Annotated in this window: 20 protein-coding genes; all 20 read left to right on the top strand. The window is 59.4% G+C overall.

Features of this window, described 5'->3' with window-relative positions:
* The first annotated feature begins 8 nt into the window (after nucleotides 1-8).
* The 20 genes from EE36_RS17650 to EE36_RS15940 all read left to right on the top strand — a co-directional run bounded on the left by EE36_RS17650 (nucleotide 9) and on the right by EE36_RS15940 (nucleotide 18074).
* Nucleotides 9-173 carry a hypothetical protein gene (locus EE36_RS17650; protein WP_005853995.1) on the top strand — a complete coding sequence of 55 codons (165 nt, stop codon included), beginning with the start codon at nucleotides 9-11 and terminating at the stop codon, nucleotides 171-173.
* Complete coding sequence (locus EE36_RS16030) at nucleotides 173-1396, top strand: NADH-quinone oxidoreductase subunit D (protein ID WP_005853993.1); 1224 nt, start codon at nucleotides 173-175, stop codon at nucleotides 1394-1396. Before EE36_RS17650 ends, EE36_RS16030 begins: the two co-directional genes overlap by 1 nt.
* A 78-nt stretch (nucleotides 1397-1474) precedes the next feature.
* The gene (locus tag EE36_RS16025) at nucleotides 1475-2785 is read left to right on the top strand and encodes an NADH-quinone oxidoreductase subunit E (protein WP_005853991.1); all 1311 of its coding nucleotides are present in this window, start codon (nucleotides 1475-1477) and stop codon (nucleotides 2783-2785) included.
* A 34-nt stretch (nucleotides 2786-2819) separates the two neighbouring features.
* The gene (locus tag EE36_RS16020) at nucleotides 2820-3812 is read left to right on the top strand and encodes an endonuclease (RefSeq protein ID WP_254655597.1); all 993 of its coding nucleotides are present in this window, start codon (nucleotides 2820-2822) and stop codon (nucleotides 3810-3812) included.
* A gap of 21 nt (nucleotides 3813-3833) precedes the next feature.
* The gene (locus EE36_RS16015) at nucleotides 3834-4061 is read left to right on the top strand and encodes a DUF5337 domain-containing protein (protein WP_005853987.1); all 228 of its coding nucleotides are present in this window, start codon (nucleotides 3834-3836) and stop codon (nucleotides 4059-4061) included.
* Nucleotides 4062-4072: 11 nt separating this feature from the next.
* Nucleotides 4073-5368 carry an NADH-quinone oxidoreductase subunit NuoF gene (gene nuoF, locus EE36_RS16010; protein ID WP_005853985.1) on the top strand — a complete coding sequence of 432 codons (1296 nt, stop codon included), beginning with the start codon at nucleotides 4073-4075 and terminating at the stop codon, nucleotides 5366-5368.
* A 6-nt stretch (nucleotides 5369-5374) separates the two neighbouring features.
* Nucleotides 5375-5782 (top strand): MAPEG family protein, encoded by a 408-nt coding sequence (locus EE36_RS16005; RefSeq protein ID WP_005853983.1) that lies wholly within the window; start codon nucleotides 5375-5377, stop codon nucleotides 5780-5782.
* 92 nt (nucleotides 5783-5874) lie between these two features.
* A complete protein-coding gene (locus EE36_RS16000) occupies nucleotides 5875-6201 on the top strand; it encodes a hypothetical protein (RefSeq protein ID WP_005853981.1) in 327 nt (108 codons plus the stop codon).
* A gap of 117 nt (nucleotides 6202-6318) precedes the next feature.
* Nucleotides 6319-6720 (top strand): DUF5333 domain-containing protein, encoded by a 402-nt coding sequence (locus EE36_RS15995; RefSeq protein WP_005853978.1) that lies wholly within the window; start codon nucleotides 6319-6321, stop codon nucleotides 6718-6720.
* Between the two features lie 4 nt (nucleotides 6721-6724).
* Entirely contained in the window at nucleotides 6725-8740 is a 2016-nt protein-coding gene (gene nuoG / locus EE36_RS15990; RefSeq protein WP_005853977.1) for an NADH-quinone oxidoreductase subunit NuoG, read from the top strand.
* An 11-nt stretch (nucleotides 8741-8751) separates the two neighbouring features.
* Nucleotides 8752-9120, top strand: a complete 369-nt coding sequence (locus EE36_RS15985) for a hypothetical protein (RefSeq protein WP_005853975.1) — start codon at nucleotides 8752-8754, stop codon at nucleotides 9118-9120.
* Between the two features lie 6 nt (nucleotides 9121-9126).
* On the top strand, nucleotides 9127-10167 hold the full coding sequence (nuoH, locus tag EE36_RS15980; RefSeq protein ID WP_005853973.1) for an NADH-quinone oxidoreductase subunit NuoH: 1041 nt from the start codon (nucleotides 9127-9129) through the stop codon (nucleotides 10165-10167).
* Nucleotide 10168: 1 nt separating this feature from the next.
* Entirely contained in the window at nucleotides 10169-10663 is a 495-nt protein-coding gene (gene nuoI / locus EE36_RS15975) for an NADH-quinone oxidoreductase subunit NuoI (protein ID WP_005853971.1), read from the top strand.
* Nucleotides 10660-11061, top strand: a complete 402-nt coding sequence (locus EE36_RS15970; RefSeq protein ID WP_005853969.1) for a carboxymuconolactone decarboxylase family protein — start codon at nucleotides 10660-10662, stop codon at nucleotides 11059-11061. Before nuoI ends, EE36_RS15970 begins: the two co-directional genes overlap by 4 nt.
* A complete protein-coding gene (locus EE36_RS15965) occupies nucleotides 11058-11660 on the top strand; it encodes an NADH-quinone oxidoreductase subunit J (protein ID WP_005853967.1) in 603 nt (200 codons plus the stop codon). Before EE36_RS15970 ends, EE36_RS15965 begins: the two co-directional genes overlap by 4 nt.
* 180 nt (nucleotides 11661-11840) lie before the next feature.
* Nucleotides 11841-12146: an NADH-quinone oxidoreductase subunit NuoK gene (gene nuoK, locus EE36_RS15960; protein ID WP_005853964.1), complete on the top strand. Its 306-nt coding sequence runs from the start codon at nucleotides 11841-11843 to the stop codon at nucleotides 12144-12146.
* A 4-nt stretch (nucleotides 12147-12150) separates the two neighbouring features.
* Nucleotides 12151-14262, top strand: a complete 2112-nt coding sequence (nuoL, locus tag EE36_RS15955; RefSeq protein ID WP_005853962.1) for an NADH-quinone oxidoreductase subunit L — start codon at nucleotides 12151-12153, stop codon at nucleotides 14260-14262.
* The gene (locus EE36_RS15950) at nucleotides 14262-15818 is read left to right on the top strand and encodes an NADH-quinone oxidoreductase subunit M (protein ID WP_005853958.1); all 1557 of its coding nucleotides are present in this window, start codon (nucleotides 14262-14264) and stop codon (nucleotides 15816-15818) included. Before nuoL ends, EE36_RS15950 begins: the two co-directional genes overlap by 1 nt.
* Nucleotides 15819-15829: 11 nt before the next feature.
* Nucleotides 15830-17275: an NADH-quinone oxidoreductase subunit NuoN gene (nuoN, locus tag EE36_RS15945; RefSeq protein ID WP_005853955.1), complete on the top strand. Its 1446-nt coding sequence runs from the start codon at nucleotides 15830-15832 to the stop codon at nucleotides 17273-17275.
* A gap of 16 nt (nucleotides 17276-17291) precedes the next feature.
* Nucleotides 17292-18074 (top strand): biotin--[acetyl-CoA-carboxylase] ligase, encoded by a 783-nt coding sequence (locus EE36_RS15940; protein ID WP_039912315.1) that lies wholly within the window; start codon nucleotides 17292-17294, stop codon nucleotides 18072-18074.
* The last annotated feature ends 8 nt before the right edge of the window (nucleotides 18075-18082 follow it).

Here is an 18082-nt window from a genome sequence, read left to right as displayed (position 1 = left end):
TGGGGGGCATGTGGTGGTTCATACTGTCTGCCCTCACAATCATCCCGATGGTCAAGCTGTTGCCGTTTTTCGGGATCAATAAATACTGGTCTGTTGCCTGTATCGTGCCTTTGGGCACCGTCGCCCTTTTGTGGTGGATGGGCGTCAAACTGACCGAGCTGGAGCGTAAATGATGGACGGCACCAAAGGTTTCGAAGACGCCCTGACCGGCGAGCAGAAGATCCGCAACTTCAACATCAACTTCGGCCCGCAACACCCTGCGGCGCACGGGGTTCTGCGTCTGGTTCTCGAACTCGACGGCGAGATCGTCGAACGTTGCGATCCGCATATCGGCCTGCTGCACCGTGGCACCGAAAAGCTGATGGAAAGCCGCACCTACCTGCAGAACCTGCCGTATTTCGACCGGCTCGATTACGTGGCCCCGATGAACCAGGAACACGCCTGGTGTCTGGCCATCGAAAAGCTGACCGGTGTCGAAGTGCCCCGTCGTGCCTCGCTGATCCGCGTGCTCTATTCCGAAATTGGCCGCATCCTGTCCCACCTGTTGAACGTCACCACACAGGCGATGGACGTGGGCGCGCTGACACCGCCGCTCTGGGGCTTTGAAGAACGCGAAGATCTGATGATCTTCTACGAACGCGCCTGCGGTGCCCGTCTGCACGCGGCCTATTTCCGCCCCGGCGGGGTCCACCAGGATCTGCCGCCCGCGCTGCTTGATGATATTGAGGCATGGACCCACAAGTTCCTGTCGGGCTTCATGGTCGACGTGGATCAGCTGCTGACAGAAAACCGGATCTTCAAACAGCGTAACGCTGACATCGGCATCGTGTCTGAACAGGACATCCAGGATTGGGGCTTCTCGGGCGTGATGGTCCGCGGCTCTGGCCTGGCATGGGATTTGCGCCGTGCGCAGCCCTATGAATGCTACGATGAATTCGACTTCCAGATCCCGACCGGTGTGAACGGCGATTGCTATGACCGCTACCTCGTCCGGATGGAAGAAATGCGCCAGTCCACCTACATCATCCAGCAAGCCATCGAGAAGCTGCGCGCGCCCGAAGGGCAGGGCGATGTATTGGCGCGGGGCAAGATCACGCCCCCCAGCCGGACCGCGATGAAAACCGACATGGAAAGCCTGATCCACCACTTCAAGCTCTACACCGAAGGGTTCCACGTCCCCGCCGGCGAAGTCTATTGCGCGGTCGAGGCCCCCAAGGGCGAATTCGGCGTCTACCTTGTGGCGGATGGATCGAACAAACCCTACCGTGCCAAACTGCGCGCGCCCGGCTACCTGCACCTGCAAGCGATGGACTATGTCGCCAAGGGGCATCAGCTGGCGGATGTCGCGGCGATCATCGGCACCATGGACATCGTTTTCGGAGAGGTCGACCGTTGAGCCGGGTCCTCTTCATTTTGCCAAATAAACTCCCGCCGGAGGCGCCCGCCGTTTCCGCAAGAACGAAAGCCTGATCTGATGCTGCGCCGTTTGCACCCTGACCAACCGACAAGCTTTGCCTTCACCCCTGCCAACCAGGCCTGGGCCGAAGCGCAGATCACGAAATACCCCGAAGGCCGTCAGGCCAGCGCGATCATCCCTTTGCTGTGGCGTGCGCAGGAACAGGAAGGCTGGCTGAGCCGCCCTGCAATCGAACATGTCTCGGAAATGCTGGGCATGGCCTATATCCGCGGGCTCGAGGTCGCGACATTCTACTTTATGTTCCAGCTTCAGCCTGTGGGGGAGGTCGCGCATTTCCAGATTTGCGGTACGACATCCTGCATGATCTGCGGGGCCGAAGACCTGATCGAGGTCTGCAAGGAACGCATCGCGCCCAAGGCCCATCAGATCAGCGCAGACGGCAAATTCTCGTGGGAAGAAGTCGAATGTCTGGGGGCCTGTTCGAACGCGCCGATGGCGCAGATCGGCAAGGACTATTACGAAGATCTGACCGTCGACGGCTTCCGCGCCATGATCGACGAGATGGCGGCGGGACAGGTGCCCGTACCCGGCCCGCAGAACGGGCGCTATGCCTCTGAACCGCTGTCCGGGCTGACCAGCCTGACCGATCACGACAGCGGCAAGACACAATATAACGCCAGCGCGCAGCTGGCCGTGGACATCGGAGATACGCTCAAGCGCATCGATGGTACCGAAGTGCCGCTGACAGCGCCCTGGCAGGGTAAAGATGGTGCAGACAGCGCCGGTTCTGACAAGGAACAGCCTGTTGCGCGGGATGACAATATGCCACCCGAAGGCCCTGACGGTGCCCAAGGCGGTCGTACCGCCGCAGAGGAAGACGCACCACGTGATGTGGGCGATGCCTCGGATCAACGCTCCGAAGCACCGGGAGAGGCTGACGGCACCGAAGCTGTAGGCAAACCCGAAGCAGGCAGCGTCGCACCCGGCGATCCGGCCCCTGCGCCCAAAGCCTCGACCGCGGGCACCAAAAAAGCATCGGTTGCAAAATCTGCAGAGGCCAATGCGGATGCGGCAGCCACCAAGCCCAAGACGCTGGATGCCCCCGAAGGCGGCGCGGCGGATGATCTCAAGATGATCAAGGGCATCGGTCCCAAGCTCGAAGCGCTGGTGAACAAGATGGGCTTTTACCACTTTAGCCAGATCGCTGACTGGGGCCCGAACGAGGTATCCTGGGTGGATCAGAACCTCGAAGGTTTCAAGGGTCGCGTGACCCGCGACAACTGGGTCGAGCAGGCGAAAAAACTTGCTGCTGGTGAAGAAACAGAATTCTCGTCGCGCGCCACAAAAGATGGTATCTATAACACATAATAGATCATCTTGAATGGCGAACGAAGGGACGGACATGACTGATTTGACGCAAAAAGAGCAATGCAAACGCGGTTGCATGCGGTGGGGGGCCGGGGTCGGCCTTGTCCTCGCGTTGCTATTTTGGCTGGTTTTCGGCTGGGGCTTTATCGCCTCCCTGTTCCTTGGAATCATACTGGGGCTTGTGACCTTTGTGGTCCTGTCCAAACTCATGTGCGGGTCGCTTGGGGATGAGCCTATGCAGACGGCCAGCACCCCTGCGGCGGCTGCGGCCCCTGCAACGGCGGCCACAACCCAGGCGGCCAGCGCCGCACCAACCAGCGACGCCGCGGTAGAGCCTGAGCCGACGCTGGAGGCGGAACCCGCTGCCACCGAAACGGTAGAGACCCGCCCCGAAGATACGACCGGCGGTCAGGCCGAGGCCGATGTCGGCGGTGCCGCGTCAGAGGCAACAGCGGGCACCTCGCCAGCGGCCAAAGACGAACCCGCCGCTTTCTCGGGGATCAAGCCCACGGCCAAGCTGAAGGGCCAAGAGGAACTCGCTGCGCGCAAAGGCAGCTACAAATACGAAGCCCCCGCAGCCGAGCCTGCAAAGGCCAAGGCGGCTCCGGCTCCTGCGCCAGCAACAGAAGCGGCGGAACCTGTCGCCTCTATCCCGGAACCAACGCCGGCTGAAACACCGCAGGCACCGGCCACCGTCAAGGGTGCTACCTCGACCCGTTCGGGGATCGCGGATATTCCGGCGGGTACTGTGGAAAGCAGCCCCGAAACGCTGGACAAACCGCGCGCTGGCGGTGCCGATAACCTCAAGCTTATCAGTGGGGTAGGGCCGAAACTTGAACAAACGCTGAATGAGCTGGGGATCTATCACTTTGATCAGATCGCCAAATGGACTGCAGCTGAAATCGCTTGGGTTGACGCCCGCGTGCGGTTCAAAGGCCGTATTCAACGTGATGACTGGATGGCGCAGGCCAAAACCCTCGCCTCCGGTGGAGAGACCGAATTCTCCACCCGTAGCAAAAAGACCTGAGCCTGACATGGATGCCGTGTAATGACAGATAAGGAAGAAATCGCCCTGGCCCGTAAGGGCCGGATGGTCGGCCTTGTCATTGCCGGCACCATGTTGCTTTGGATCGCGGCGCAATGGCTTGCACCGCAGTTCGGCTTGCCCGGACGCTATGCGCTGCTGTTCGACTTTGCCGCGCTGGCAGCCCTGATCTGGGCGATGGTCAATATATATCAGATGAGGCGGGCCCGCGCGGCCAGCCGTGACACATAAAGGTTAGCTTCATGCTTCAGGATCAAGACCGCATCTTTACCAATATCTACGGTATGCACGACCGCACGCTGAAAGGCGCGCAGGCGCGTGGCCATTGGGATGGCACGGCGGGCATCCTCAAGAACGGGCGCGACTGGATCATCGACCAGATGAAAGCCTCGGGGCTGCGGGGCCGTGGCGGTGCGGGCTTCCCCACCGGTCTGAAGTGGTCCTTCATGCCCAAGGAAAGCGACGGTCGCCCCAGCTATCTGGTGGTGAACGCCGATGAATCCGAGCCCGGCACCTGCAAAGACCGCGAGATCATGCGCCACGATCCGCACACGCTGATTGAGGGCTGCCTGATCGCGAGCTTCGCGATGAATGCCAACGCTTGCTACATCTACATCCGCGGCGAATACATCCGCGAGCGTGAAGCGCTGCAAACCGCGATCGACGAGGCGTATGACGCGGGTCTAGTGGGCAAGAATGCCTGCAAATCCGGCTATGATTTCGACATCTATCTGCACCACGGGGCAGGTGCCTATATCTGTGGCGAGGAAACCGCGTTGCTAGAAAGCCTTGAAGGCAAAAAAGGCATGCCGCGGATGAAGCCGCCGTTCCCTGCGGGGGCCGGTCTTTATGGCTGCCCGACCACGGTGAACAACGTGGAATCCATCGCGGTGGTCCCTACGATCCTGCGTCGCGGTCCGGAATGGTTTTCAAGCTTTGGCCGTCCGAACAACGCGGGCACCAAGCTGTTTGCGATCTCGGGCCATGTGAATAATCCTTGCGTCGTCGAAGAAGCGATGAGCATCACTTTTGAAGAGCTGATCGAAAAGCATTGCGGCGGTATCCGTGGCGGCTGGGACAACCTCAAGGCTGTGATCCCCGGCGGGTCGTCGGTGCCGATGATTCCCGGTGCACAGATGCGCGACGCGATCATGGATTTCGACTACCTGCGCGAGCAACGCTCGGGCCTGGGGACGGCTGCGATCATTGTGATGGATAACTCCACCGATGTGATCAAGGCGATCTGGCGTCTGGCGAAGTTCTACAAGCACGAATCCTGTGGTCAGTGTACGCCATGCCGCGAAGGGACCGGCTGGATGATGCGCGTGATGGACCGTTTGGTGCGCGGCGATGCGGAGCCCGAAGAGATCGACATGCTGCTCGACGTGACCAAGCAGGTCGAAGGCCACACGATCTGTGCCCTTGGGGATGCGGCGGCTTGGCCCATTCAGGGTCTGATCCGTCACTTCCGCGACGAGATCGAGGATCGCATCAAGCACAAACGCACCGGCCGCGTCAGCGCCGTCGCGGCGGAGTAAGCTTTGATGGAAAGCTTTGCCGCCTATAGCCACGCGCTGACTGCTTTGGCTTTTTGGGCCATTCTGATCAGTGTCCTTGGCGCGCTCTCTACCATGGGGCGCACGCCAGAGGGGCGCTGCGATTGCGGCAAGCCCAAGCGGAACTACGACGATGTGGTCTATCGCCGCGAACGCGCGTTCATGAACGCGATAGAGGCGTCGGGCCCGTTTCTGGCATCGACGCTTGCGGCGGTGCTGCTTGGCGCGCCTGTGTTTTGGGTGAACCTCTTTGCGGCGCTGTTCGTGGTGGTGCGGGTCGCGATGGCCGTGGTGCATATCGGGACAACCAACCAGCTGATGCGGTCGCTGTTCTTTATGCTGGGGCTGGTCTGTATTCTCGCCTTGGCGGTACTGGCGATTTTCGCGGCCTTCTGAGGCACGACTGAAGAACGATAGCTTTCACCCGTTGATCGGGCAGGGGGCTGCACAAAAAGACGGGTCCGGCCACACCGGCAGAGTGAGGGAAGATGAAGCAGATTGTTCTATTTTGTATAACGGCCGCGGTATTGGCCGGCTGTACCGCCCGCGAAGACCGTCTGGCCTTTGATGGTAAATATTTCCGCACCAAACTGAGCAAAGTCGACGGGCAACGCGATGTCTTTACCCTGCGGGTGCGCAATGCGTCGCAGTCGATCAACGGTGCCCGTGAAGCGGCGCGCTATGAAGCGACGGTTTATTGTGTGACCAACTATGGCAGTTCGGATATCAAATGGGTCGTGGGGCCGGACACCCCGCCCGAGAATTTGCGCCTTGTGGACGACGCTTTGACGTTTCAGGGGGCTTGCCCTTCCTGACCGTTTGCGCGACATACCGCTGGCAAATGGCTGATCCGGAGATGTTATTGAATAACATCGGGGTCAGTTCCCATGTGTAGCAAGGGGCAGTCCGCCCCGCTACATGAGGAGAGTAAGATGCGTAACGTATTGATCGCCGTAACAACCGTGGCCCTGATGGCCAGCCCTGTCGCCGCAAAGCCGCCGCTGCGTGATGTACCGGCTGTTGATGATGCGCTGCTTGATCTTGGACTGGCCGACCGGATTCGCAAAGAATGCCCCGATATCTCGGCCCGTATGATCCGCGCGCTCAGCTATTTGAACAATGTGCACAATACGGCGAAATCTTTGGGCTATACGTCGGACGAAATTGACGCCTACCGCAAAAGCGATGCTGAAAAGGCGCGCATGAAGGCCCGTGGGGCCGCATATTTAAAGGCGAAGGGGGTCGATACTTCGGACCCGCAAAGCTATTGTGCGTTAGGGCGTGCAGAAATCCAAAAATCGAGCCGGATCGGTTCGTTACTGAGAGCGAAATAAGCATATGAGCGATACCCGCAAGATCATCATTGACGGCAAGGAAGTCGAAGTCGAAGGGGCGATGACGCTCATTCAGGCGTGCGAGGAAGCAGGGGTGGAAATTCCGCGTTTCTGTTACCATGAACGTCTGTCGATTGCCGGTAACTGCCGGATGTGTCTTGTGGAGGTCGTGGGCGGCCCACCCAAGCCTGCGGCGTCTTGCGCCATGCAGGTGCGTGATTTGCGTCCTGGCCCGGAGGGCCAGCCGCCTGTCGTCAAAACCAATTCGCCCATGGTTAAAAAGGCCCGCGAGGGCGTCATGGAATTCCTGCTGATCAACCACCCGCTGGATTGCCCGATCTGCGATCAGGGCGGTGAGTGTGATCTTCAGGATCAGGCGATGGCCTACGGCGTCGACTTCAGCCGCTACCGCGAGCCGAAGCGCGCGACCGAAGATCTGGATCTGGGCCCATTGGTCGAAACCCATATGACGCGCTGCATTTCCTGCACCCGTTGTGTGCGTTTCACCACCGAGGTCGCGGGCATTCACCAGATGGGCCAGACCGGCCGTGGTGAAGACGCCGAGATTACAGCCTATCTGGGGCAGACGCTCGATTCGAACCTGCAGGGCAACATCATCGACTTGTGCCCCGTGGGGGCGCTGGTCTCGAAACCCTATGCTTTCACCGCACGGCCGTGGGAACTGTCAAAGACCGAATCGATCGACGTGATGGATGCGCTTGGGTCGAACATCCGTGTGGATACCAAGGGCCGTGAAGTCATGCGCTTCTTGCCGCGCAACCATGATGGCGTGAACGAGGAATGGATTTCCGATAAAACCCGTTTCGTCTGGGATGGTCTGCGCCGCCAGCGTCTGGACACGCCCTATATTCGTGAAAACGGTAAACTGCGCAAAGCTGACTGGCCCGAAGCATTGGCCGCTGCCGCTGCTGCGATGAAGGGTAAGACTGTCGCCGGTCTGATCGGTGATCTTGCTTCGGTCGAGGCGACATATGCGTTGAAACAACTGATCGAAGGGCAGGGCGGTGTTGTCGAATGCCGGACCGATGGCGCGAAGCTGCCTGCGGGCAACCGTTCGGGCTATGTCGGGACCGCTACGGTCGAAGATCTGGATCACGCGCAAGCCGTGATGCTGATCGGCGCGAACCCCGCGGTGGAAGCACCGGTGCTGAACGCCCGTATCCGCAAGGCATGGACCCGCGGCGCGGATGTGGCGCTGATGGGCCCAGCGGTCGATCTGACCTACGATTACGATCATCTGGGCGACAGCCCGTCGCTGCTGAATGACCTGCTGAAAAAGGACCACGCCGACATTGCCGAGAAATCCTCGGTCATCGTTGTGGGCATGGGGGCCTTGGCGCGCGAAGACGGGGCAGAGGTTCTGGCCGCTGCCATGGCGCTGGCCGAGGCGACGCAATCCGGCTTTATGGCCTTGCACACTGCCGCATCCCGTGTGGGTGCGATGGATGTCGGTGCCGTTGCTGAAAATGGCATCAACGATGTGCTGGCCGCTGATGTGATCTATAACCTTGGTGCCGATGAGGGCGACATTCCTGCTGGCCCCTTCGTGATCTATCAAGGCTCGCACGGGGATCGCGGCGCGCACCGTGCCGATATCATCCTGCCCGGTGCCGCCTATACGGAAGAGGGCGGTTTGTTCGTCAATACCGAAGGCCGTCCGCAGCTTGCCGCGCGCGCCAGCTTTGCCCCCGGTCAGGCCAAGGAAAACTGGGCCATCCTGCGCGCGCTGAGTGCCGAGCTGGACGCCAAGCTGCCATTCGATTCGCTTGCAGCATTGCGCAAGGCGCTGGTCGCTGATGTCCCGCATCTGGGAAATATTGATCAGGTTGCTGAAAACGCATGGCGGCCTGTGGCCACAGGCGATCTGGGCGACAGCCCGTTGCGCTTTGCGATTGCCGATTTCTACCTGTCCAACCCCATCGCCCGCGCTAGCCAGTTGATGGCAGAGCTTTCGGCCAACGCCAAAGCCCGCCGCGAAAAACCACTGGCGGCGGAGTGAGGATTTTGGGGATGATGTTGCCTTTGGTTCTGGGTGCCTGCGAGACGCAAGCGCCCATGGCCGAAGATTTCATTCCCGAGTATCGCGGTGTTGAAACCAAACTGCTGGACGGGGATCTTGTCCAGTTCGACGTGGCGATGACCAAAGCACAGTCATCCGAGAATGTAGCGGAATACGCGGAATGTGCCGCGGCGCGCTATACTTTGATCCGGGGCTTTGGTTTTGCCCGCCACGTGCGTACAAATGTTGAGATCGAGGGTGGTGTCTGGCACGCAGATGCTGTTTACACCATCTCGCCGAGCCTGCCTGCGGGCTTGAAGACAATAGATGCTGAAGTGACCGTGCAGAACTGCATGGAAAAAGGCATACCGACGGTGTGAGGACCTATGGCTGACTTCTTTTTCAACACCACGCTGGGGACGATCCTGCTGATTATTGGCCAGATTTTCCTTGTTGTGATTCCCCTGCTTCTTGCCCTTGCGTTCCTGATGTACGCCGACCGGAAAATCTGGGCGTCGGTACAGCTGCGCCGCGGCCCGAACGTTGTAGGCATCTACGGTCTGCTGCAATCCTTTGCGGATTTCGCGAAATACATCGTCAAAGAGGTGGTCGTGCCCGCTGGTGCGGACCGCGCCGTGTTCTTCATGGCCCCGATGGTCACATTGGTTATGGCGCTGGTTGCCTGGGCGGTGATCCCGTTCAACGACGGTTGGGTTCTGTCGAACATCAACGTCGCGATCCTTTATGTCTTCGCGATCTCGTCGCTTGAAGTCTATGGCGTGATCATGGGCGGGTGGGCGTCAAACTCCAAATACCCGTTTCTGGGCTCGCTGCGCTCTGCCGCGCAGATGATCTCTTACGAGGTGTCGATCGGTCTGATCATCATCGGCGTCGTCATCAGCTCTGGCTCGTTGAACTTCGGGGACATCGTGCTGTCGCAAAGCGGCGACTACGGTCTGCTGAACTGGTATTGGCTACCGCACTTCCCGATGCTGATCCTGTTCTTTATCTCGGCGCTGGCCGAAACCAACCGTCCGCCGTTTGACCTTCCTGAAGCGGAATCGGAACTGGTTGCAGGGTATCAGGTCGAATATTCCTCCACGCCCTTCTTGCTGTTCATGATCGGTGAACTGGTCGCCGTGGTGCTGATGTGCGCGCTGATCTCGCTGATGTTCTTTGGCGGTTGGCTGTCGCCGATCCCCGGCCTGCCGGACGGCATCTTCTGGATGGTCGCCAAAATGGGGCTGGTGTTCTTCTTCTTCTCGTTGGTCAAGGCGATCACCCCGCGGTACCGCTATGACCAGCTGATGCGTCTGGGATGGAAAGTGTTCCTGCCATTCAGCCTGTTCTGGGTTGTCTTCGTATCCTTCGCCGCGAAATTCGATTGGTTCTGGGGTATCTATGCCCGTTGGACAGTAGGGGGCTGATATGGCTAACACCGACTATACCCGTCACGCGAAATACTTCCTGCTGCAGGATTTCTATCAAGGCTTGAAGCTGGGCATTAAGTATATGTTCAAGCCCAAGGCGACGATCAACTACCCGCACGAAAAGGGCCCGTTGAGCCCTCGTTTCCGTGGTGAACACGCCCTGCGCCGCTATCCCAACGGGGAAGAGCGTTGCATCGCGTGCAAACTCTGCGAAGCGGTGTGCCCGGCGCAGGCGATCACCATCGATGCGGAACCGCGCGATGACGGCAGCCGCCGCACCACGCGCTACGACATCGACATGACCAAGTGCATCTACTGCGGCTTCTGTCAGGAAGCCTGTCCGGTTGACGCGATTGTCGAGGGGCCGAACTTTGAATTCTCGACCGAGACCCGCGAAGAGCTGTTCTACGACAAGGCCAAGCTGCTGGACAACGGCGAACGCTGGGAAGCTGAAATCGCGCGCAACCTTGAACTGGACGCGCCGTACCGATGACCGACAGCCAGAACCCTTTTGAAGAGATGATGCGTCAGATGCAGGATATGGCCAAAGCCTTTCCTGCAATGGATGCGTTTTCCCCCAAAGGGTTCGAGGCGATGATGGGCAAGATGCCCAAAGACATGATGGAAACGTTTTTTGGCAATACGATGAACCCCAACGGGTTGGATGCCAAAACACGGATGTTGCTGACGATTTCGGGGCTGACCATGCAGGGTGCCCAGAATGACGTGGCGCTGCGTCAGGCCGTGATCCACGCGGTAGAGGCAGGGGCCCACAAGCAGCAAGTGATAGAGACGATCGGGCAGATGGCGGTTTTCGCCGGCATCCCCGCCATGACCCGCGCAATGGAAATCGCGCAGGGTGTTTTGGATGACAAGGAAGGTGACGCATGAGCGTTTTCGCATTTTACCTCTTCGCGATCAGCGTGATCGCTGGCGGGCTGTTCACTGTGATCAGCCGCAACCCCGTGCATTCGGTGCTGTGGTTGATCCTGTCCTTCCTCAGCGCGGCGGGGCTTTTCGTGCTGCTCAACGCCGAATTCGTCGCGATGCTGCTGATCATTGTCTATGTCGGCGCGGTCGCGGTTCTGTTCCTGTTCGTTGTTATGATGCTTGATGTCGATTTCGCCGAGCTCAAGGCCGAAATGGCGCGCTATATGCCACTGGCCCTGCTGATCGGTCTGGTGATCCTGATGCAATTCGTTATGGCGTTCGGCGCGTGGGATGCGAACTCTGCCGCCGAAGGTCTGCGCACGCAGGTGATCACCGACGAGGTGCACAACACCGCTGCATTGGGCCTGATCCTTTATGATCAATACTTCCTGCTGTTCCAGCTGTCGGGTCTGATCCTGCTGGTCGCGATGATCGGGGCGATTGTGCTGACGCTGCGCCACCGTGCGGATGTGAAACGCCAGAACGTGGTCGATCAGATGATGCGTGATCCGAAGCTGGCGATGAAACTGAATGATGTGAAACCCGGGCAGGGCCTTTAAGCGGCCTGCCCAATCAAGGATGTGATCCATGTCACGTAATACAATTGTGGTGCTTGTCGTGATTTTGATCGTGGTCGTGGGCGGCTACAGCATTTTCTAGATGCGACGGGATCGGGATGGAAACATCTCGCGACAAGAACTAAAGAACGCCTGAAACGGGCAAAAGAACCGAGGGACGACATGATCGGAATTGAACATTACCTGACAGTAGCGGCGACGCTGTTTGTCATTGGCATTTTCGGGCTATTCCTGAACCGCAAGAACATCATCATCATGTTGATGTCGATCGAGCTTATGCTCTTGGCGGTGAACATCAACTTTGTCGCCTTCTCCTATTATCTGGGTGATTTGGTGGGGCAGGTGTTCACGCTGTTCGTCCTGACCGTCGCTGCGGCAGAGGCCGCAATCGGGCTGGCCATTCTGGTCTGCTTCTTCCGCAATCGGGGTACGATCGCGGTTGAAGATGTCAACGTGATGAAGGGCTAAGATCATGGAAACGATCATTCTTTTCGCACCACTTGTCGGTGCATTGATCTGTGGTTTCGGCTGGAAGCTGATCGGGGAGAAGACCGGCCAATATGTGGCAACGGGTCTACTGTTCCTCGCTGCACTGCTCAGCTGGATCGTCTTCCTTTCGTTTGACGGTGAAACACAGCACATCCAGATCCTGCGCTGGATCGAAAGCGGCAGCCTGTCGACCGATTGGGCGATCCGCCTCGACCGTCTGACCGCGATCATGCTGATCGTGATCACCACGGTCTCCAGCCTCGTGCATCTCTATTCCTTCGGCTACATGGCTCATGACGAGAATTTCTCGGACGCCGAACCCTATCGCGCCCGTTTCTTCGCCTATCTGTCATTCTTCACCTTCGCGATGTTGATGCTCGTGACATCTGACAACCTTGTTCAGATGTTCTTTGGCTGGGAAGGCGTGGGCGTCGCATCCTATCTGCTGATCGGCTTCTACTATAAGAAGCCCTCGGCGAATGCGGCGGCGATCAAGGCGTTTGTGGTCAACCGTGTCGGTGACTTCGGCTTTGCGCTTGGTATCTTTGGCCTGTTCTATCTGACCGACTCGATCAAGTTCGACGATGTCTTCGCCGCAACACCCGAGCTGGCGGAAACCACCGTTGGTTTCCTTTGGGCCGACTGGAACGCCGCGAACCTGATCGCGATCCTGCTGTTCATCGGTGCGATGGGTAAATCGGCGCAGCTCTTTTTGCACACATGGTTGCCCGACGCGATGGAAGGCCCGACGCCTGTGTCGGCGCTGATCCACGCCGCGACGATGGTGACGGCCGGTGTTTTCCTTGTCTGCCGTATGTCTCCGTTGATGGAGGTCGCCCCCGAGGCAATGACTTTCGTCACCTTCCTAGGAGCCACCACCGCCTTTGTCGCCGCGACCATCGGTCTGGTGCAGAACGACATCAAACGCGTCATCGCCTATTCGACCATGTCGCAGCTTGGGTATATGTTCGTGGCCGCTGGCGTTGGCATGTATTCTGCCGCGATGTTCCACCTGTTCACCCACGCGTTCTTTAAGGCGATGTTGTTCTTGGGGGCGGGGTCGGTGATCCACGCGATGCACCACGAACAGGACATGCGTAACTATGGCGCGCTTCGCAAGAAAATCCCCTATACGTTCTGGGCGATGATGATCGGTACGCTGGCGATTACCGGTGTCGGTATTCCGTTGACGCATTTCGGCTTCGCGGGCTTCCTGTCCAAGGATGCGATCATCGAAAGCGCCTGGGGTGGCGGGTCCATGTATGGCTTTTGGATGCTGGTGATCGCGGCTGCGATGACAAGCTTCTACAGCTGGCGCCTGATGTTCCTGACCTTCTTTGGCAAGGCGCGCGGCGACAAGCATACCCATGACCACGCACATGAAAGCCCGATGGTCATGCTGGTGCCACTTGGCGTGCTGAGCCTTGGCGCGATCTTTGCGGGTATGATCTGGTACAACAGCTTCTTTGGCCATGCCGAGGATGTGGGCGAGTTCTATGGCATCCCCATGGCCGAGATGGCCGCCGGTGGTGAAACCCATGTTGAAGGGGCGGAAGACAGCCACGCCGACGCAGGCGACCACACTGAAGACGGGCACGGTGCCGATGCCGGTCACCACGGTCCCGCCTTCGCCGGTGCACCGGGCGAGGGGGCCTTGTATATCGCACCCGACAACCACGTTCTGGACGACGCCCACGCCGCACCGGCATGGGTCAAGGTCAGCCCGTTCATCGCGATGGTCTTTGGCCTTGTGATGGCCCTGTGGTTCTACATCTGGAACCCGACCCTGCCGTCGCGTCTGGCGGCGAACCAGCGGCCGCTTTATCTGTTCTTGTTGAACAAGTGGTATTTCGACGAGCTGTATAACGTGATCTTCGTCAAACCCGCGATGGCCATCGGTCGCTTCTTCTGGAAGCGCGGGGACGGCAATGTGATCGACGGCACGCTGAACGGTGTCGCTATGGGGATCATCCCGTTCCTCACCCGACTGGCAGGGCGCGCGCAGTCCGGCTATATCTTTACCTACGCCTTTGCCATGGTGATCGGCATCGCGGTCCTTGTGACCTGGATGACGATGAGCGGGGGGGCACACTAATGGATCATCACTTGCTTTCCATCATTACCTTCATGCCCAGCTTTGCGGCGCTTATTCTGGCTGTGTTCCTGCGGGGCGATGACGCCGCAGCGGGGCGCAATGCAAAGTGGCTCGCATTGATCACGACAACGGTCACCTTCCTGATCTCGCTGTTCATCCTGTTCGACTTCGACCCGTCCAACACCGGGTTCCAGTTCGTCGACGAGGCGCAGTGGCTGATGGGGCTGCAATACCGTCTGGGCGTTGACGGGATTTCGATCCTGTTCGTGATGCTGACCACCTTTATGATGCCACTGGTCATTGCCGCCAGCTGGAACGTAGAGACGCGGGTCAAGGAATATATGATCGCCTTCCTGCTGCTGGAAACGCTGATGCTTGGCGTGTTCATGGCGCTGGATCTGGTGCTCTTCTACCTCTTCTTCGAAGCAGGTCTGATCCCGATGTTCCTGATCATCGGCATCTGGGGCGGGGCGAACCGCATTTACGCTTCGTTCAAGTTCTTCCTCTACACCTTCCTCGGGTCCGTCCTGATGCTGGTGGCGATGGTGATGATGTACGCGGATGCCGGCACGACCTGTATTGGCGGCTGCGAGGTCAGCTTGCTGACCCATACCTTTGCCTCCGACAGCTTCTCGATTGCGGGGATCACCGTGGTCGGCGGGTTGCAGACCATGATGTTCCTGGCGTTCTTTGCCAGCTTCGCGGTGAAAATGCCGATGTGGCCGGTGCACACATGGTTGCCTGACGCGCACGTTCAGGCACCGACAGCCGGTTCCGTGGTGCTGGCGGCTATCCTGCTGAAAATGGGCGGCTACGGCTTCTTGCGCTTCTCGGTGCCAATGTTCCCTGTGGGGGCAGATGTGATGGCCCCGCTGGTGCTGTGGATGTCGGCGATCGCGATTGTCTATACCTCGCTGGTGGCGCTGGTGCAGGAAGACATGAAAAAGCTGATCGCCTATTCCTCGGTTGCGCATATGGGTTTCGTGACCATGGGTATCTTTACCTTTAACCAGCAGGGCCTGGACGGCGCGATCTTCCAGATGATCAGCCACGGCTTCATCTCGGCGGCGTTGTTCCTGTGTGTGGGCGTGATCTATGACCGGATGCACACCCGCGAGATTGACGCCTATGGCGGTCTGGTGAACCGGATGCCTGCCTATGCGCTGGTGTTCATGTTCTTCACCATGGCCAACGTCGGTCTGCCGGGGACATCGGGCTTTGTCGGGGAATTCCTGACGCTGATGGGCACGTTCCAGGTGAACACCTGGGTCGCGGCGGTAGCCACCTCCGGGGTGATCTTCTCGGCGGCCTATGCGCTGTGGCTCTATCGCCGCGTGGTGATGGGCGATCTGATCAAGGAAAGCCTGCGCACCATCACCGACATGTCGCGCCGCGAACGCTGGATCTTTGCCCCGCTGGTGGCAATGACGTTGCTGTTGGGTGTCTACCCGGCGCTGGTGCTCGACATGATCGGGCCATCGGTTGCCGCCCTTGTTGATAGCTATGATACGGCCCTGGAGGCGGCAGGTGCCGCTGTCCAGACGGCCTCAGAATAAAGGACCGCGCGATGATTTCCGCTGATCTGAATGTCATCCTGCCCGAAATCCTGCTGGCGCTTTTCGCGATCCTGGCACTGCTTGGGGCGGTCTACACCAACAAGGACGCCGCCGCGGGGGTGATCGTCTGGGCCACGGCAATCGTGATGACGCTGCTGGCGATCTGGATCGGTATGACCAGCGGTGGCACCACGCGCATCGCCTTCAACGGTCTGTTCGTCGAAGACAGCTTTGCCCGTTTTGCCAAAGTCACCATGCTGCTCAGCGCGGCGGCGGTGCTGGCGATGTCCGAAGCCTATATGAAAAAGCGCGGGCTGCTGCGGTTTGAATATCCGGTGCTGATCGCGCTGAGCGTCGTCGGCATGATGATGATGGTCAGCGCAGGCGACCTGATGACCCTTTACATGGGCCTCGAGCTGCAATCGCTGGCGCTTTATGTCGTCGCCTCTCTGCGTCGTGACAGCGTGAAATCGACCGAAGCGGGTCTGAAGTATTTCGTTCTGGGCGCTTTGTCCTCGGGTTTGCTGCTGTACGGTGTGTCGCTGGTCTATGGCTACGCCGGCACCACGCAATTCGCGGGCGTCATGAGCCTTGCAAGCGCAGGGCAGACATCGATTGGCCTGTTGTTCGGGATCGTCTTTGTCGTCTCTGGTCTGGCGTTCAAGGTCTCGGCCGTGCCGTTCCACATGTGGACGCCCGATGTCTACGAGGGCGCACCGACGCCGGTTACAGCTTTCTTCGCCACAGCCCCCAAGGTTGCCGCGATGGCGCTGTTTGCACGCGTGCTGCATGACGCCTTCGGCAATGCTGTCGCCGACTGGAGCCAGATCGTCGCGCTGCTGTCGGTCCTGTCCATGTTCCTTGGTGCCGTTGCCGCGATTGGTCAGACCAACATCAAACGCCTGATGGCCTATTCCTCGATCGCCCACATGGGCTATGCGCTGATCGGCCTTGCTGCGGGGACTGAACTGGGTGTCAAATCCATGCTGGTCTATCTGGCGATCTACGTGACCATGAACATCGGCACCTTCGCCTTCATCCTCGGGATGGAGAAAGACGGCCAGCCGGTCACCGATATCTCGGCGTTGAACATGTATTCCAAACGCGCGCCGGGTAAGGCGCTGGCGATGCTGGTGCTGCTGTTCTCGCTTGCTGGTGTGCCGCCGATGCTGGGCTTCTTCGCCAAGCTGGGTGTCTGGCAGGCGGGTGTGGATGCAGGGCTGGTCTGGCTGGTTGTCGCCAGTGCGGTCGCCTCGGCCATCGGTGCCTATTATTACCTGCGTATCGTTTTCCTGATGTATTTCGGTGCCGAAGGCGATGACCGTCTGGACGAGGGCAAAAGCAGCCTGCTGTCGGGGTTCGTTGTTGCCTCTGCCGTGATCATGGTCGTGGGTATCCTGAACATGTTTGGCGTCGAAACTGCTGCGATCTCTGCAGCGGCGACGCTGATCAACTGATCTGCCGGTGACATCGGTGAACAATGGCGCTTCCACCGCGGGAGCAACGGGGGCCAAGGCGCTAAACGCGTCTTGGCCCGATGGCTACGGGCGGCAGGTTTTCGATAGCGTCGATTCCACGCTGAGCGAGGCGGCACGCCAAGCGAGCGAGCTGACGGGGTCCACATGGATCCTCGCGCAGGAGCAGACCGCCGCACGCGGTCGGCGCGGGCGGTCCTGGGCCACACCACGGGGCAATTTTGCTGCGACGCTGATGATGCGCCGGTCGGAAAGCCCCTCGACTGCTGCACTGCGCAGCTTTGTCGCCTCGCTTGCCCTGCGCCGCGCCTTTGTCGCCACCACGCGGGACGAGGGGGCCTTTACCCTCAAGTGGCCCAACGACGTGCTGCTGAATGGCGGTAAGGTCGCGGGCATCCTGCTGGAAAGCATCGGTGATTTTCTGGCCATCGGAATTGGCGTGAACCTTGCCCATGCGCCCGGTGCCGATCAGGTCGAGGCAGGGGCCCTGCGCCCCGTTTCCGTCGTGGCTGAGACCGGCAAAGTGGTACCGCCCGAGGTGTTTTTGGATGCGCTGGCGGCGGAATATGCGCAGCTGGAAACCCAGTTCCAGACCTATGGTTTTGCCCCCATCCGTACCGCGTGGTTGTCCCATGCCGCGCGTTTGGGCGAAGAGATCGTCGCGCGCACCATGAAGGACGAAACCCGTGGTGTGTTCGAAGACGTGGACGCGCAAGGCAACCTGATCCTGCGCACCCCTAAAGGCCGTGTGCCCATCACTGCGGCGGATGTATTTTTCTAAGCGCGAGC

Source organism: Sulfitobacter sp. EE-36 (genome assembly GCF_000152605.1).
In the GTDB taxonomy this organism is placed as follows: Bacteria; Pseudomonadota; Alphaproteobacteria; order Rhodobacterales; family Rhodobacteraceae; genus Sulfitobacter; species Sulfitobacter pontiacus.
This window is presented reverse-complemented; position numbering and strand designations above follow the sequence as displayed.

Coding starts and splice junctions, on each gene's coding strand:
- EE36_RS17650 (WP_005853995.1), top strand. CDS start 9: ATGTGGTGGTTCATACTGTCTGCCCTCACAATCATCCCGATGGTCAAG.
- EE36_RS16030 (WP_005853993.1), top strand. CDS start 173: ATGGACGGCACCAAAGGTTTCGAAGACGCCCTGACCGGCGAGCAGAAG.
- EE36_RS16025 (WP_005853991.1), top strand. CDS start 1,475: ATGCTGCGCCGTTTGCACCCTGACCAACCGACAAGCTTTGCCTTCACC.
- EE36_RS16020 (WP_254655597.1), top strand. CDS start 2,820: ATGACTGATTTGACGCAAAAAGAGCAATGCAAACGCGGTTGCATGCGG.
- EE36_RS16015 (WP_005853987.1), top strand. CDS start 3,834: ATGACAGATAAGGAAGAAATCGCCCTGGCCCGTAAGGGCCGGATGGTC.
- nuoF (WP_005853985.1), top strand. CDS start 4,073: ATGCTTCAGGATCAAGACCGCATCTTTACCAATATCTACGGTATGCAC.
- EE36_RS16005 (WP_005853983.1), top strand. CDS start 5,375: ATGGAAAGCTTTGCCGCCTATAGCCACGCGCTGACTGCTTTGGCTTTT.
- EE36_RS16000 (WP_005853981.1), top strand. CDS start 5,875: ATGAAGCAGATTGTTCTATTTTGTATAACGGCCGCGGTATTGGCCGGC.
- EE36_RS15995 (WP_005853978.1), top strand. CDS start 6,319: ATGCGTAACGTATTGATCGCCGTAACAACCGTGGCCCTGATGGCCAGC.
- nuoG (WP_005853977.1), top strand. CDS start 6,725: ATGAGCGATACCCGCAAGATCATCATTGACGGCAAGGAAGTCGAAGTC.
- EE36_RS15985 (WP_005853975.1), top strand. CDS start 8,752: ATGATGTTGCCTTTGGTTCTGGGTGCCTGCGAGACGCAAGCGCCCATG.
- nuoH (WP_005853973.1), top strand. CDS start 9,127: ATGGCTGACTTCTTTTTCAACACCACGCTGGGGACGATCCTGCTGATT.
- nuoI (WP_005853971.1), top strand. CDS start 10,169: ATGGCTAACACCGACTATACCCGTCACGCGAAATACTTCCTGCTGCAG.
- EE36_RS15970 (WP_005853969.1), top strand. CDS start 10,660: ATGACCGACAGCCAGAACCCTTTTGAAGAGATGATGCGTCAGATGCAG.
- EE36_RS15965 (WP_005853967.1), top strand. CDS start 11,058: ATGAGCGTTTTCGCATTTTACCTCTTCGCGATCAGCGTGATCGCTGGC.
- nuoK (WP_005853964.1), top strand. CDS start 11,841: ATGATCGGAATTGAACATTACCTGACAGTAGCGGCGACGCTGTTTGTC.
- nuoL (WP_005853962.1), top strand. CDS start 12,151: ATGGAAACGATCATTCTTTTCGCACCACTTGTCGGTGCATTGATCTGT.
- EE36_RS15950 (WP_005853958.1), top strand. CDS start 14,262: ATGGATCATCACTTGCTTTCCATCATTACCTTCATGCCCAGCTTTGCG.
- nuoN (WP_005853955.1), top strand. CDS start 15,830: ATGATTTCCGCTGATCTGAATGTCATCCTGCCCGAAATCCTGCTGGCG.